Source organism: Amycolatopsis dendrobii, assembly GCF_014145675.1.
Taxonomy (GTDB): Bacteria; Actinomycetota; Actinomycetes; order Mycobacteriales; family Pseudonocardiaceae; genus Amycolatopsis; species Amycolatopsis dendrobii.
In genome coordinates this window covers 247,219-262,153 of sequence record NZ_JACGZW010000004.1, presented here as the reverse complement: position 1 = coordinate 262,153, position 14,935 = coordinate 247,219, and the positions used below count along the sequence as shown (strand labels likewise).

Here is a 14,935-nt window from a genome sequence, read left to right as displayed (position 1 = left end):
TCAGGCAGCCGCCGTAGCCGGAACGGCCAGGGAAGCGTTCACCCGGGCGATGAATTCCGCGTTGGACTTCGTCGTGCGGACCTGTTCCAGAAACTGTTCCGCGGCCCGCTTAGGATCCTGCGCGGACAACGCCCGGCGGACTTCGTTCATGACGGCCAGTTCCTGCGGCGGGACGATCAACTCGTCACGGCGAGTCCCGGAGCCGAAGAAGTCTACGGCGGGGAAAACGCGGTGGTCGGCGAGCATGCGGTCCAGGCGGAGTTCCGAGTTGCCGGTGCTTTTCAGTTCCTCGAAGAACACTGTGTCCGCCAGCGAACCAGTGCCGACCAGTGCGGTGGCGATGATGGTGAGCGAACCGCCGCCCTCGATGTTCCTTGCCGCGCCCAGGATTTTCTTCATCGGATGCAGTGCGCTGGCATCGACACCACCGGACAGGATGCGACCGGAGGTGCGGGCTGCCAGGTTGTATGCGCGGCCCAGCCGGGTCAGGGAATCCAGCAGCAGTACGACATCACGGCCGGTTTCGACCAGGCGTTTCGCACGTTCCAGGGCCAGTTCGGCGACGGCGGTGTGTTCGGCGGGCTTGCGGTCGAAAGTGGACGCTACGACCTCGCCGTGCACCGAGCGGGTCATGTCGGTGACTTCTTCGGGGCGTTCGTCGGCGAGCAGCACCATAAGGTGCGCCTCGGGGTGGTTGACTGCTACCGCTTGCGCGATCGCTTGCAGCACAGTGGTTTTGCCGGTGCGCGGCGGGGCGACGATCAGCGCGCGCTGGCCTTTGCCCAGGGGTGCGACGAGGTCCAGGACGCGCGTGGTGAGCTGGTGCCTGCTGGTTTCCAGGACCAATCGCTGGTCCGGGTGAATGGGGGTGAGTTTCTCGAAATCGGGGCGCTTTTCCCCAGGCGGGCGGCCGTTGACCGAGATGAGTTCGCCGTCGTCGAGGACGAGTTCGTCGCCGCGGCGCAGGCCGTGAGTGCGGATCACTGAAAGTGGCACCGACGGGCCGCCGGGGGTGTAGCCCAGGGCGGCGGTCTTGCCGTGGATGTCGAGAATTCCTTGCTGTGTCATGGTTTGTGGCTCCTTGAGCAGTGACAGTCGACGCGAAAAGGCGGACCGCCGGATGAGACGAAGCGGGTCAGGCGACGGGCTTCGGAAAGAACGCCGATCCGCGTCGCGTTGATTCACGCTGGCGGAGAGGGCGGAACCCCTGGGCGGCGGGGCCGACTTCCTGGGGTATGCGCTGAGAGTAGCGCATCGGTTCCGGCCGCACAACCGGCACTGCACGCGAAAGGGGCCTCGTGAGCGACTGCCCGGCGAAAAGCCGACGCTCACCAGACCCCAACAAACCTGGCCGCGGGTCTATTCCCGCGCGACCGTCACGGCATCTCCCACGGAGCCTGCGGCAGCACGTGCCCGGTCTCCAGCAGCGACTTCAGGTTCGACAGCACCGCCGCCCAGCCGCCGGACACGTCCTGGTGCGCCTTCTCGTCCGGCAGGTCCTCGTGGGTCACCGTCAGCCGGACGATGCCCTCGTGCTGTTCGATGTCGAACGTCGCGCGAGACGGCTCCTGGTCCTCCGGGCCGTTCGGGTCGAACCAGGTGGTGACCAGCCGCTTCGGCGGAACCGCTTCGACGACCTCGCCCCCGACGTCGGCGATCCCGGACCCGTCGGTCCGCACGTGCGCCCACCTCGAACCCACTTTCCAGTCGGACTCGTTGCGGTGGCCCCAGTACTGCCCGGTCAGCTCGGGGTCGGTGAGCGCGTGCCACACCTTCTCCGGCGTGCTCTCGATGTAGGTCACATACACAAAACTCGGCTTCATGGCTTCCTCTGCTCGACGTTTGACGGCACTGAGCATCCGCAGCCGCGGCTGCTCGAACCGGTCCACCCACCGCTCCTGCATCTCGTGCAGCGGCACCGGATTGAGGTAGTGCAGCTTTTCCCGGCCGCGGCGGACGCTGCTCACCAGATTCGCCGCCTCCAGCACGGCGAGGTGCTGGGTCGCGGACTGCCGCGTCATCTCCAGCCGGCGGCACAGCTCGCCCAGCGTCTGCCCGTTGTCCTCGCGCAGCTGGTCGAGCAGGTACCGGCGGGTCGGATCCGCCAGCGCCTTGAACACTTTGTCCAGGTCGGGTTGCACACTTACAGTAAGGCAGGCAAATGCCTGCATGTCAAGTCGGCGGAGGTAAACACAGGTCAGCGCCGAGGCGAGTTACTGACCGCCTCGGCGCCGACTACTCAAAGTGTTCAGAAGACCTCAGAAGTGAGCGAAGGGGCCGCCATGTCGGGGTCGAAGGGGAACATCGGGCGGACGATGCCGGAGTGGCCGAGCCGGAGCAGGTCCTGGTCTACGCCGCCGGGGGTGAGCGCCAGCAGCCAGTCCGCGGCCATGTCGTACAGCTCCGGTTCGAGGTAGCCGATCTTCACGATCACCACGTCCGCCTCGCGCGGGTGCAGGCCGAGCGCATGGAAGTCGGATTCGAGGTGGTAGGGCTTGCGGCGCGCGGTCACGATCACCCGCAGGCCGCCGACCGCCAGCGCCACCGCGGTTCCGGCGACCGGGTCGTCGGTGCCGATCGCGGCCACCTGTGCGGTGAGCGCGACCGGACCGTGCGGGCCAGAGTCGACTTTTCCGCCCAGCTCAACGGAAATCGTCGCGCCGACGCCAGCTGCGACCGCCGTCGCGACGGCTTCGGGATCCACAATGGCCGCGTACAAAGTGGTCAACGAGGAGTCCACAATGGCCGGAGTGTTCAGCAGGACGTCCAGGCTCCACGACGTGTCCCCGGCACCGCCAGCGGTCGGGTTGTCGCCGGAATCGCTGATGAAGAACGGCCGCGAGGTCGAAGTGACCGCCTGCGTGAGGCATTCCTTAAGGGTGCCGGTCGGGGCGACGAACGCGAAGTCGTGCCGAGCGTCCCAATAGGACTGGGCCAGGTACTCCGCTTCCTTGGTGATCACCGAAACGTCGTCGCCCATCACCACTACCGCGGCCTGGCAGCGTGGTTCGTCGGCCCACGCGTAACCGACCCAGATCGCCGCGTCCAGGACTCCGTCGAGCGCTTCGACGTCGTCCACCGCCGCGTAAATGCTCTTCGCCGGTTCGAGCCGGGTGCTGGTCTTCTCCCCCGGCAGCAGGACCGGAACCTGCACCCAAGCCTTCTTCGGCCGACCGCCGGACCGCAGCCGCGCCACCAGGTTCCGCGCCGCCCGCTCGCGGGTCTCCCACGCGTCCTCATGCGGGGCCATCCGATAGCAAGTGATCAGGTCCAGCGCGCTGACCAGTTCCCGGGAAACGTTGCCGTGCAAGTCCATCGACGCCGACACCAGGACGTCCGGGCCGACGATGGAACGGATCTCCTGCGCGAGCGAAGCCTCCACATCGGACCGTCCGACGACGCTCATCGCACCGTGGATGTCGAAGAACAGCCCGTCCAGCTCGCCCGCCGAACGCAACCGGTCCAGGATTTCCCCGGACAGCTCGGCGTAAGCCTCCTCGGTGACCGCACCACCGGGCAGCGAACGGGCGTCGACCAGCGGCACCCACTCGACATCGCGCGCCCAGTCCGCGTCGAGAAAGTCATAGCGGGCAAGCAAATCGGAACCGCGCAGCACCCGGAAGTCGTCCACAGTGGACCGATGCGGCGAGAAGGTACTCGATTCGATGGCGATTCCGGTAATCCCGATCCGCAGCTTCTTCATCGTCCACTCCGTTTGATCGCTTGCTCGAACACCGCGTCCAGCGCGAGCGCACCCGCGCCGCAAAGCCCCGCGTCCGCACCGAACCGCACCCGGTCGATCCGCAGTTCCCGGGTAGCCAAGGGAAGGCACCGTTCGTACAGCGCACCGCGCACGGCCGCGACGAACGCTTCCGAACCGGACAGCGCGCCGCCGAGCAGCACCTCGTCCGGGTTGCTGAAGTTGACCACCGTGGCGAGCACCTCGCCGAGCCGAAGTCCGGCGCGCCGCACGGCCGTGGTCGCTTCGGGATGTCCGTCCTCGGCGGTGGCCATCACCTGCGCGGTGGTCTCCAGGTTCAATCCCTGCGCCCGCAACTGCCCGACGAGCGCGGCGCCGCTGGCCACCACTTCCAGACAGCCGCGGTTCCCGCAGGTGCACGGCCGGTCTTCGGCGGCGGGCACGCGCACGTGGCTGATGTCGCCCGCGACTCCGGCCCGCCCGCGGTAAAGCTCGCCGCCCAGCACTATTCCGGACCCGATGCCGGTGCCGGCCTTCACCACCAGCAACGTCCGGCCGGGCGCGCCGGCCACGGATTCGCCCAACGCCAGCAGGTTCGCGTCGTTGTCCACGAACACCGGCAGCTCGAAGTGCTCGGCCAGCGCGTCCCGGACCGCGAAACCGCGCCAGCCCGGCATCCGCGACGGCAGCGTGATGGTGCCCGCGTCGACGTCCACCGGGCCCGGGAACGCGACGCCGAGACCGAGCGCGCGGCCCGGGCAATCCGCGTCTGCCATCACATCGCGCACCGCGGCCGCCAGCCCGGCGACGAGTTCGCGCGGCTCCTGGCTGATGTCCAGCGGACGCTCGTGCACTTCCAGCAGATTGCCCGCGATGTCCAGCGCGCCGATCCGCACGTGCCGCGAGCCGACGTCGGCGCCCCAGACGTGGCCGAACTCCGTGTTGACCGACAGCAGCTTCGGCCGCCGTCCGCCGGCGGACCGGCCCTCGCCGGATTCGCTCAGCACCCCGGCGGACATCAGCGCCTGCGTGCGCACCGACACCGTCGATTGCGGCAGCCCGAGCGCTCGCGCCAGGTCCATGCGCGACTTCGCGTGGCCGTGCGCGACCAGCCACAACAGCCGCAGCGGTCCGGCCGGATCCACCGCGCCACCTCTTTCATCAAGATTGATGTAACTAAACCGTTCGACAAGACTCTTGGCAATTCCCGTCTCGCGTGCAAGATTACCCGACAGCCAGGACACCGCATAGCGCCTGGCAAAGGTCTTTCATCATAGTTGTTGGAAGTGATGCGAATGGCTCGACGCCCGTGGCGCGCCGCGCTCGGGGTCACGCTCGCCGCGCTGGCGCTGTCCGGCTGCGCGGCGAGCCGGGAACCGCACGGCGGCGGTTCCGGCACCCCGAAAACCGGTGGGACCGTGCGGTTCGCGATGCCCCCGTCGGCGACGCCGAACTGGATCATGCCGTTCTCGATTCCCGGCTACAGCGGGTCGTACAACGGGATGATCCGGTCCACCATGTACGTGCCCCTGTACAGCTACGACGCCAGTTCCGGCTCGGTCAACCTCGACGACGCCGCGAGCGCCGCCAACGTGCCGCGCTACTCCCCCGACGGCAAGACCGTGACGATCACGCTCAAGCCGCTGACCTGGTCCACCGGCGAGCCGATGACCAGCAGGGACGTCGAGTTCTGGCTCAACCTCGCCCGCGCGGGCAAAGACAACTGGGGCAAGTACTCGAAGGGCCTGATCCCGGACAGCATCACCGGGTTCCACGCCGTGGACGACCACACGTTCACGTTCACCCTGGACAAGGCGTACAACCCCGACTGGTTCACCGCCAACCAGCTCAGCCTGATCGTCCCGATGCCGCACTCGTGGGACCGCACGAGCGCGGCGGGCCCGGTCGGCGACCACGACCGCACGCCGGACGGCGCGAAGCAGGTCTTCGATTTCCTGGTCAGCCAAGCGAAACAGCTCGGCACCTATGCGACGAATCCACTGTGGAAAGTCGTGAACGGACCGTTCGCGTTGGCCGGGTTCACCACCTCCGGCGAGGTGACGCTGCGGAAGAACCCGAAGTACACCGGCCCGGACCCGGCGAAGATCGACACCGTCCGGTTCCTGACCTTCACCAGCTCCTCGGCGGAGTACAACGTGCTCCGCGCGGGCGGCGTCGACTACGGCTACCTGCCGACGTCGAACCTCGGCCAGCGCTCGAAGCTGGAGGAACAGGGCTACCGGGTCGAACCGTGGAACGGCTGGTCCATCACGTACTCGCCGTACAACTTCAACAATCCGAAGCTGGGCAAGGTGTTTTCCCAGCTGTATGTCCGGCAGGCGATCCAGCACGCGGTCGACCAGGACGCCATCACCTCGGTGATCTGGCGCGGTGCCGCGCGCGTCGGCTACGGCCCGGTCCCGCAGGACAACGACACGAAGTACCTGTCGCCCAAGCAAAAGACCAATCCGTACCCGTTCGACCTGAACAAATCGAAGCAGCTGCTCGCCGACCACGGCTGGAAACCCGGATCAGACGGCGTTCTCCTTTGCGCAGAAGCCAAACTATGCGGCGAGGGCATCGCCGAGGGCACCCGGCTGTCGCTGACCATGCTGACCGAATCCGGTTCCGACGAAACCGACGGCACCATGCAGGAACTGCGCTCGGAGCTGTCCAAGGCCGGCATTGAGATGAAGATCAACGCACAGCCGCTGAACACCGTGCTGGCCAACGGAACCACGTGCAAGCCGACGGACCCTTCGTGCAGCTGGCAGCTGTCCTACTTCGGCACACAAGGCAGCTGGTACTTCTCGGCGAACCCCAGCGGCGAGGAACTGTTCGCGACCGGCGCGGGCACGAACTTCGGCGGCTACACCGATCCCAAGGCGGACAAGCTGATCTCGGCCACCAACCTGGCGTCGGACAACGGGGCCATGCTCGAGTACAGCGCCTACCTGGCCGAGCAGCTTCCGGTGCTGTGGCTGCCGAATCCGCCGTATCAGGTGTCGGCGATCGACACCGCGCTGCACGGCGTTTCTCAGGACCCGATGGCCGGGCAACTGCTGCCGCAACGCTGGTTCTGGACGAGGTGAGGACATGACGCGCTACATCCTCCGCCGGCTCGCGCTGGCCGTGGTGGTCGTGCTGCTGGTCACCGTGGTGACGTTCGTGCTGCTGCATTTGCTGCCCGGCGGTCCGGCTCGCGGCGTCCTCGGCGTGAAAGCCACCGAAGCGCAGATCGCCGCGTTCAACCACGCGCAGGGCTTCGACCAGCCGCTTCCGGTGCAGTACTGGGATTACCTGCTGCGGTTGCTGCACGGCGACCTCGGCGAGTCGTACACGCAGAACTCGCCGGTGAGCACCCTGCTGGCCGAGCGGATGCCGAAAACCCTGCTGCTCACCGTGTTGTCCACCGCGCTCGCGATCCTCGCCGCGCTCCCGCTCGGCGTGTGGCAGGCGGTCCGCCGCGGCCGTACCGCGGACGTGCTCACCACGGCCGTCACCTTCGTGCTCTACGCGACGCCGGTGTTCTTCCTGTCGCTGGTACTGATCATCCTGTTCGCGCAGGTCCTGCCCTGGTTCCCGGCGCAGGCCGCGCAGGGCGAAACGATCGGCGAACTGCTGTCTCAACCGGGCGCGCTGGTCCTGCCAGTGCTCGCCGGGACCGGAGCCGCGCTCGCCGCGTTCAGCCGGTACATGCGGGCGTCCACTCTGGACAGCCTGGCCGAGGACTTCGTGCGCACCGCGCGGGCCAAGGGCACGCCGGAGCGGACGATCATCTGGCGGCACGTCTGGCCGAACTCGCTGACCTCGGTGGTCTCCATGCTCGGCTATTACGTGCCGGTGGTGTTCGGCGGTTCGCTGGTCGTCGAATCGATGTTCAACTACCCCGGCATCGGCCTGCTGTTCTGGACCGCGACCCGCACCGCCGATTTCCCGGTGCTGCTGGGCGTCGTGCTCGTGATCGCCGTGGCGACCGTGCTCGGCTCCCTGCTCGCGGACCTGGTCCAGCTGGCGATCGACCCGCGGGTGCGGGTGAAGGGAGCGCGGTCGTGACTGTCCTTTCGCGGCTGGTTGCCCGCAAAACCGCTGTCGCGGGCGCGATCCTGCTGCTGCTCGTCGTGGCGTTCTGTTTCCTCGGGCCGCTGGTCTACGGCACCGACCAGTCGCACACCGACCTCGCCTCGGCCCGCCTCGGACCCGGCGGAGGGCATCCGCTCGGCACCGACGACCTCGGCTACGACGTGCTCGGCAGGCTCATGGTGGCCGGTCGCACGTCGCTGATCATCGGCGTGCTCGCCGGGCTCATCGCGACCGCGATCGGCGCGGTGTGGGGCGCGGTCGCCGGGTACACCGGCGGCTGGCTGGACACCGTGCTGATGCGGATCGTCGACACCGGCGTCGCGATCCCGGCACTGTTCCTGCTGCTGGTGGCGGCGACGCTGGTGACGCCGAGCGTCGGCGTGCTGGCACTGCTGATCGGCGCGGTGTCGTGGCTGGTGCCCGCGCGGCTGATGCGCGCGGAAACGGTGAGCCTGCGGGAACGCGATTACATCCGGGCCATCACCGTGCTCGGCGCGAGCCGCACGCGCGTGGTGTTCCGGCACATCATTCCCAACGCGATCGGCACCGTGGTGGTGAACGCGACGTTCCAGATCGCCGACGCGATCCTGCTCGTGGCGTACGTCAGCTTCCTCGGTCTCGGCGTGCCCGCGCCCGACACCGACTGGGGCGCGATGCTCTCTAAAGGAATTACCTACACCTTCGACGGCGCGTGGTGGCTGATCCTGCCGCCGGGCATCGCGATCGTCCTGGTGGTGTGCGCGATCAACTTCCTCGGCGACGGGCTGCGCGACGCGTTCGCGGTGAAGGGGCGACGATGAGCGAAGCAGTGCTGGACATCCGTGACCTGCGGGTGTCCTATTCCGGCGGTGCGGCGGCGGTCGACGGGCTGAGCCTGTCGGTCGCGCCCGGCGAGATCGTGGCGGTGGTCGGCGAGTCCGGCTCCGGCAAGAGCACAGCCGCGCTCGCGGTGCTCGGGCTGCTGCCGGGCTCCGCGCGGGTCACCGGGTCGATCGGGCTGGCCGGGCAGAACGTGCTCGACCTTCGCGGCGAGGACCTGCGGAAACTGCGCGGCCCTGGCGCCGGGATGGTGTTCCAGGAACCGATGACCGCGCTGAACCCGTTGCGGACCATCGGTTTCCAGCTGGCCGAGGCGATCCGCAACCACGACCCGGAGAAACTGCGCCACCGCCGCTACTACGACCGGTGCGCCGCACTGCTCGACCGCGTCGGCGTTCCGGAACCGGCCGCGCGGCTGAAGCAGTACCCGCACGAACTGTCCGGCGGTCTGCGGCAGCGCGTGATGATCGCGATCGCGCTCGCGGCCGGGCCGAAGCTGATCATCGCGGACGAGCCGACCACCGCGCTCGACGTCACCGTGCAGCAGCAGATTCTCGACCTGCTGCGCGACATCCGCGAGCACGAAGGCACCGCGACGCTGCTGATCACGCACAACATGGGTGTCGTCGCCGATGTCGCGGATCGCGTCGCGGTGCTGCGGAACGGCAAGCTCGTCGAAGAAGCTCCGGCGGCGGAACTGTTCGAGTCGCCGAAGGCGGATTACACCCGGGAACTGCTGGCCGCGGTTCCGCAACTGGGTTCGTTCTCGCACGAACCGGCCGCGGGGGAAACCCGGAAGCCGGTGCTCGCGCTGTCGAATGTGGTGGTCGAGTACGGCGGACGGCAGGTGGTAAACGACGTTTCCCTGTCCGTCTCACCCGGTGAGATCGTCGGGTTGGTCGGCGAATCCGGTTCCGGGAAAACGACGCTCGGGAACTGCGCGCTGGGCCTGGTCACGCCGAAATCCGGAACCGTCGAAGTGCTCGGCGGACCGCTGCCGAAAGGCACCGGACGCTCGGCGCGGGCGGTCCGGCGGCAGATCGGCGCGGTGTTCCAGGACCCGGCGTCCTCGCTCGACCCTCGCATGACGGTCGCGCAGACCGTCGCCGAACCGCTGGTGGTCCACACCTCGACCGGCCGCGGCGAGCGGCAGCGGCGGGTGCGGGAACTCCTCGACGCGGTGGAACTGCCGGAAAGCCTGCTGGGCCGGTACGGGCACGAGCTGTCCGGCGGGCAGCGCCAGCGCGTGAGCCTTGCCCGCGCCCTGGTGCTGGGGCCCAAGCTGCTGATCGCGGACGAACCGACGAGCGCGCTCGACGTATCCGTGCAGGCAGCGGTGCTGGAGGTGTTCCGGCGGCTGCATCGCGAGTTCGGTTTCGGCTGCCTGTTCGTGAGCCACGACCTCGCGGTGGTCGACAGCCTGTGCGACCGGGTGGCGGTGCTGCGCGCGGGCGAACTGGTGGAGGAAGGCCCGGCGGAAACGGTGTTGCGCACTCCGGAACACCCCTACACCCAAGCGTTGCTCCTGTCCTCTCCGGTGCCGGATCCGCAGTTGCAGCGGAGCCGGCGCGAGGCGCTGGCCGGCGCGGACCCCGCGGCGTGACCGGATTGCGGGCCGGAGTCGACATCGGCGGGACGAAAACCCTGGTGATCGTGTGCGACGAGGAGGGAAGGGAACTGGGCTCGGCGTCCGCGCCGTCGCAGTCGCACCGGGGCGGCGCGGCGATCCTCGACCGGGCGGCGGAGCTGGTCAGCTCGCTGGTGCCGGACCGCGCGGCGCTCGCCGGAGTCGGCGTCGGCGCGGCGGGCGTCGTTGACCCGGTGACCGGAACAGTGCTGGTCACCGGGGATTCGTTCACCGGATGGGCGGGCACGCCGGTCAACGCCGAGTTGTCCGCGCGGCTCGGCGGGGTGCCGGTGCGCACCGTGAACGACGTGGACGGATTCCTTCTCGGCGAGTTGCTGCCGGGCGAGCGGAACGTCCTGGGCGTCGCGGTCGGCACCGGGGTCGGCGGCGCGCTGTTCGTCGACGGGCGGCTGCTGTACGGCGGCGAGACCGGGGCCGGCGAGATCGGGCACATCGGCCGCTATGGGGAAGAACGCTGCACTTGCGGGCAGATCGGACATCTCGAGGCGTACGCGGCCGGCCGCGCCTTGGCCCGCCGTTATGCCGAAGCGACCGGCCGAATTCTCACCGCGGAGGCGGTCGCGGAGGAAGCTCTCGCTGGTGATCAAGCTGCTCAGGCGGTGTTTGCCGACGCGGGCCGGTTCCTCGGCCAGGCGATCGCGCACGCGGCCGGCCTGCTCGGCCTCGCGACCTGCGTGCTCGGCGGTTCAGTGATCAAGTCCTGGGCGCTGCTGGAGAAACCGGTGCGGGAAGCGCTGGAGGAACGGCCGCTGCTGTCCGGGAAACCCGTGGCGATCCGGCTCTCCCGGCACGGGGCGAAATCCGTGGCGCTCGGCGCGGCCGGTCTCACTGCCGGTATTCAGCGGCTACCGGACGTGAGCAACCCCTAAACCAGTCCTCTGTGGACCATCGAGAAAACCGTGGCCTCGGGGTATACGCTGTCGGGCACCGACGGAGCCGGGGGCAACGATGCGCGCGAAGCTGGGCGGAACGGGACGGGCGAGAACTGCGGCGGACCATGCGCGTGAGCGTGGTCTCCACCCCGCTGACAGCAGGTGACTTGGTCTATACCATTCCGGTGATCAATTCCCGTCCGGTGGCCAACGAGGGGATCCCATGCCCGTCATCAGGCGCAATATCGTCCCGCTCCGGTATTCCGACCCGAGCGTCGTCGCGTATGTGCGCAGCCCGAGCGACTGGATGGTGTCCAACTGCGGCTGGATCCGGGGCCGGGAAGGCGTGCTGCTCGTCGACACCTGCGGCACCGAACGCGACACGCTCGACCTGGTCAGCGACGTCCGCAAGTACTCGACCGTCGAAATGCCGCTCACGCTCGTGCTGACCCACGCGCACGGCACCCACCACAACGGGGCCGGGGTCGCGCTGCGCAACGGCGGCCGGATCCTCGCCGCGCCCACCGCGGTGCCGATCATCCGGTCCGGTCCGCAGTGCAACGAGGAGATCTTCGCCTGCGCGAACTGGGGCAAGCTCGAGCCGCCGCGGCCGGAGGCGGTGCACGCGGTGATCGAACCGGTCGAGGTGGATCTCGGCGGCGTGGTCGTGGAGGTCGTCCCGTTTCCCGGGACCGCGCACACCGACGGCGACCTCGTGCTGTTCGAACCGCGCACCGGGACGCTCTTCACCGGCGATCTGCTGTCGGTCGGGTCGACGCCGTTCGCCGTGCACGGTTCGATTCCGGGCTGGCTGACCGCATTGGACTGGCTCGACAAAATGTTCCCGGACGTCCGCACCTTCGTTCCTGGGCACGGCGGGCTCAGCCATCCGGGCAGTTTCCCGGTCGCGGTGCTGCGCACTTATCTGCACTGGCTGCTCGATGCGACCGCGAGCGCGGGCACGCCGGACTTTTCCGAACTCGCCACGATCGCCCGCCGCCGCTGGCCCACGTGGACAGTCCCGGAACGGCACATCGGGAATCTGCTGCGCGCGCACGCCGACCAGCACGGGGAACGGCTCGCGTCCGCCGAAGCGATGCGCGCGATCCGCGACGCCGCGGGCGGCAAGATCGACCTGGACACGCTGCTCGGACTCGGCAAGCCTTAATGCCGGGAAATCGATTCCCCGCACCGGCTCATGACCGCGAGTACGTGAGGGCAACCCCGCGAACCGCCATCCGCCTCGGCCCTGGCATTGCCGCAGCAGTCCGTGAAGGGCTCCTTGAGGGAATCGGATTCCCTCAAGGAGCCCTTCACGGACCTCGGTATCGCGTCGAGGCCGCGGAATCGCTATTTCCCCCGGACAGCCAGAAGGGCGCCGCCGGGAATCCCGGCGGCGCCCTCACCGCTGATCACACGCCGCGGCCCCCGCGGCACAGCTGCCGAAAAGAACGCTCAGGCGCTGGCCTTCTTGCGCGTCGCGCGCTTGCGAGCCGGCTTGGCCGGAGCCTCGGTGTCGCGCTCTTCGTACGCCTTCACGATCTCCGCCGGGAGCCGGCCGCGGTCGGACACGGTGAAACCGTTGTTCTCGGCCCACTCGCGCATCGCCTTGTTGCGCTCGCGGTCCGCGGCGGTCGAAGCCGGCCGCGGGGCCTGTCCGGCAGCCATCCGGACCTTGCGGCCGCCGACCCGGCGCGAGGCGGCGACGTAACGGGCCAGCTCTTCCCGAAGTGCGGCAGCGTTGTCCTCGGACAGATCGATCTCGTAGCTCACGCCGTCAAGACTGAACGGGACGGTCTGTTCGGCGATGCTGCCGTCGATGTCGTCCACCATCTCGACATGGACTTTTTGCGCCATGATTCGCGTTCCTTCACCTTCTACAGGATGTGCCTGCGATTACCCTATCGTGTCGAGTGACGGTCCGCGCAGCGCGACTCCATTCCGGTTCGGCGGCCGCTGCTTTCCCCGCCGGTTCCCGAACACCTTCAGTGCCCAATCCGCGACTGCGCGCACAGTTCCGGCGCACTGGAAATTTCCAGTCTCGCGGTATTCGCACGCGGTTTCCCGCTGAGCGGACTGGGAGACCAGCCTCGGAAACGGCCGAAGGCCACCGGGTCGAAACCCGATGGCCTTCGGTGTTCTCGGCGAAACGCGAGCTAGTTGCGCCCAGTCGGCGCACCCGTCTTCGGGTCGAGCGGGAGCTTGCCCGCCTGCGGCCACCAGAAGTTGAACATGTTCCAGAGCCCGCCCGCGCGAGTGTCGAACGAGCCGTTCCCGACCCGGCCGGAGAACCAGTTGTCCTCGATGAACTTCAGCACCGAGGTCTGGTCGGTCCGGGTGTGGTCGACGTAGTTCGTCTTGCTGTAGGGCGAGATGACCAGCAGCGGCAGCCGCGGGCCGTAGCCGCAGCGGTCGGCGTGCCCACCGAGGCCGGCCGGCTTTCCGGTGCACACGGCCTGGTCCTGCGAAGCGTCCTGCGAACCGTTGACGATCTTCGAGTTCTCGTGGTCGTACCAGCCGTCGGAGTCGTCATAGGCGAGCACGATCGCGGTCGAACGCCACTCCGGCGACTGCTGGATCTTGTTGATCTCGTCCACGACGAAATGCTGTTCGTCGAGCGGGTCGGAATAGCCCGCGTGCCCGTCCTGGTACTCCGGGGCCTTCAGGAAGCTCACCGCGGGCATCGAACCGGCCTTGAGCGCGGCGTCGAAGTCGCTCGTGTCGTACTGGTGGTTGGCCTGGTCGGTCTGCCCGATCGCCTGCACCGAGGACGGCGGCAGGTGGTGCGGGTTCGAAGTGGACTTGTAGTACTGGAACGGCTGGTGGTGCGGGCTGTAGTCCACGGAGGACTGATTGCCGATGTTCGCGTGCTTCTGCCCGCAGACGGCGTAGCCGTTCTGGGTGCCGGTCGGCTTGAAGCCGCCCTGGAACCAGCCCCACGTGACGTGCCGGTCGTTCAGCAGGTCGCCGACGTTGCGACCCCGCATCGCGCCGAGGTTGTCCTTGGAGGTGTGGTTCTTGCCCGAGCAGTCGTCCCACGCCGGGTCCGGGTCGTTGATCACGGTGCCGACGCCGTCCTCGTCCGGCGACGCGACGACGTACGGGTCGCTCTTCGGCTCGTGCGTGACCGGGTCGACCGCCTGGATCCCGTGCGTCTGCCCGGAGATCAGGTTGATCGCGCCCGGGGTGGACGGGCCGAAGACGGTGTTGAACGAATTGTCGCTCATCGAGTAGTGCTGCGCGTAATTCCACATGCCGGTGACGGTGTTGCCGTCGTAGTAGTCCATGACCAGGCCCGGCTCGCCGAAGAGGACCGGCTGTCCGGTGCACTTGTCGGTCTCGGTCTTCTCGACGAACTTGTCCATCTTGCCGCCGTTGAACGCGGCCTGCTCGGCGCCGTAGCTGTGGTTCTGGTCGCAGGTGAGCGCCTGGTCCGGCCCGAGCCGCTTCGGGTTGTAGGCGTTCGGGTTCTGAGTGAGCAGCTTGTCGTCGAGGCCGTTGACCTTCGGCGTGTTCTTCGCGGCCTGGAACGGGGTGCCGTTCTCGTTGGTCGCCTTCGGGTAGGTGCCGAAGTAGTGGTCGAACGAGATGTTCTCGCCGAAGATCACCACGACGTGCTTGATCGGGGTGAGCGTGGGCAGCCACGACGCCGGCAACTGGTGCAGCGGCTGGGCCTGCGCGGACGACGCCGCGGACCCGGTGACGATCGCGAGCACGGCCGCCGAGACGAGCGCGCCCGCACCGAGCAGGCGACGGCGCCGCCTGCCGAATGCTGTGTCCACTGAGGATTCCTCCTGGTTTCGCGGGTGGGGA

At 68.2% G+C, this 14,935-nt stretch carries 12 protein-coding genes; 6 read left to right on the top strand and 6 right to left on the bottom strand.

What is annotated here, in order from left to right; translation table 11 throughout:
• The 4 genes from rho to H4281_RS13175 form a co-directional block, all read right to left on the bottom strand.
• The gene (rho, locus tag H4281_RS13190) at positions 1 to 1,068 is read right to left on the bottom strand and encodes a transcription termination factor Rho (RefSeq protein WP_182891171.1); all 1,068 of its coding nucleotides are present in this window, start codon (positions 1,066 to 1,068) and stop codon (positions 1 to 3) included.
• Positions 1,069 to 1,376: 308 nt separating this feature from the next.
• A complete protein-coding gene (locus tag H4281_RS13185) occupies positions 1,377 to 2,141 on the bottom strand; it encodes an ArsR/SmtB family transcription factor (RefSeq protein ID WP_237596978.1) in 765 nt (254 codons plus the stop codon).
• Between the two features lie 107 nt (positions 2,142 to 2,248).
• Positions 2,249 to 3,703: a M81 family metallopeptidase gene (locus H4281_RS13180; RefSeq protein ID WP_182891170.1), complete on the bottom strand. Its 1,455-nt coding sequence runs from the start codon at positions 3,701 to 3,703 to the stop codon at positions 2,249 to 2,251.
• Positions 3,700 to 4,845: an ROK family transcriptional regulator gene (locus H4281_RS13175; protein WP_312872100.1), complete on the bottom strand. Its 1,146-nt coding sequence runs from the start codon at positions 4,843 to 4,845 to the stop codon at positions 3,700 to 3,702. The genes H4281_RS13180 and H4281_RS13175 overlap by 4 nt, the downstream gene beginning before the upstream one ends.
• A 150-nt stretch (positions 4,846 to 4,995) precedes the next feature.
• Here H4281_RS13175 and H4281_RS13170 point away from each other — a divergent pair, with 150 nt between their 5' ends.
• The 6 genes from H4281_RS13170 (at position 4,996) to H4281_RS13145 (ending at position 12,290) form a co-directional block, all read left to right on the top strand.
• Positions 4,996 to 6,792: a peptide ABC transporter substrate-binding protein gene (locus H4281_RS13170; protein ID WP_182891168.1), complete on the top strand. Its 1,797-nt coding sequence runs from the start codon at positions 4,996 to 4,998 to the stop codon at positions 6,790 to 6,792.
• A 4-nt stretch (positions 6,793 to 6,796) separates the two neighbouring features.
• Positions 6,797 to 7,756, top strand: a complete 960-nt coding sequence (locus H4281_RS13165; RefSeq protein ID WP_182891167.1) for an ABC transporter permease — start codon at positions 6,797 to 6,799, stop codon at positions 7,754 to 7,756.
• Positions 7,753 to 8,583: an ABC transporter permease gene (locus H4281_RS13160; protein WP_182891166.1), complete on the top strand. Its 831-nt coding sequence runs from the start codon at positions 7,753 to 7,755 to the stop codon at positions 8,581 to 8,583. The genes H4281_RS13165 and H4281_RS13160 overlap by 4 nt, the downstream gene beginning before the upstream one ends.
• Positions 8,580 to 10,205, top strand: a complete 1,626-nt coding sequence (locus H4281_RS13155; RefSeq protein WP_182891165.1) for a dipeptide ABC transporter ATP-binding protein — start codon at positions 8,580 to 8,582, stop codon at positions 10,203 to 10,205. The genes H4281_RS13160 and H4281_RS13155 overlap by 4 nt, the downstream gene beginning before the upstream one ends.
• On the top strand, positions 10,202 to 11,119 hold the full coding sequence (locus H4281_RS13150) for an ROK family protein (protein ID WP_182891164.1): 918 nt from the start codon (positions 10,202 to 10,204) through the stop codon (positions 11,117 to 11,119). Before H4281_RS13155 ends, H4281_RS13150 begins: the two co-directional genes overlap by 4 nt.
• 226 nt (positions 11,120 to 11,345) lie before the next feature.
• Positions 11,346 to 12,290, top strand: coding sequence for an MBL fold metallo-hydrolase (locus H4281_RS13145; RefSeq protein WP_182891163.1), 945 nt, complete (start codon positions 11,346 to 11,348; stop codon positions 12,288 to 12,290).
• Between the two features lie 287 nt (positions 12,291 to 12,577).
• Here H4281_RS13145 and H4281_RS13140 read toward each other — a convergent pair whose 3' ends face one another.
• Together H4281_RS13140 and H4281_RS13135 are read right to left on the bottom strand one after the other, a co-directional pair.
• A complete protein-coding gene (locus H4281_RS13140; protein WP_182891162.1) occupies positions 12,578 to 12,979 on the bottom strand; it encodes a histone-like nucleoid-structuring protein Lsr2 in 402 nt (133 codons plus the stop codon).
• 299 nt (positions 12,980 to 13,278) lie between these two features.
• The gene (locus H4281_RS13135) at positions 13,279 to 14,904 is read right to left on the bottom strand and encodes a phospholipase C (protein WP_182891161.1); all 1,626 of its coding nucleotides are present in this window, start codon (positions 14,902 to 14,904) and stop codon (positions 13,279 to 13,281) included.
• Between the last annotated feature and the right edge of the window lie 31 nt (positions 14,905 to 14,935).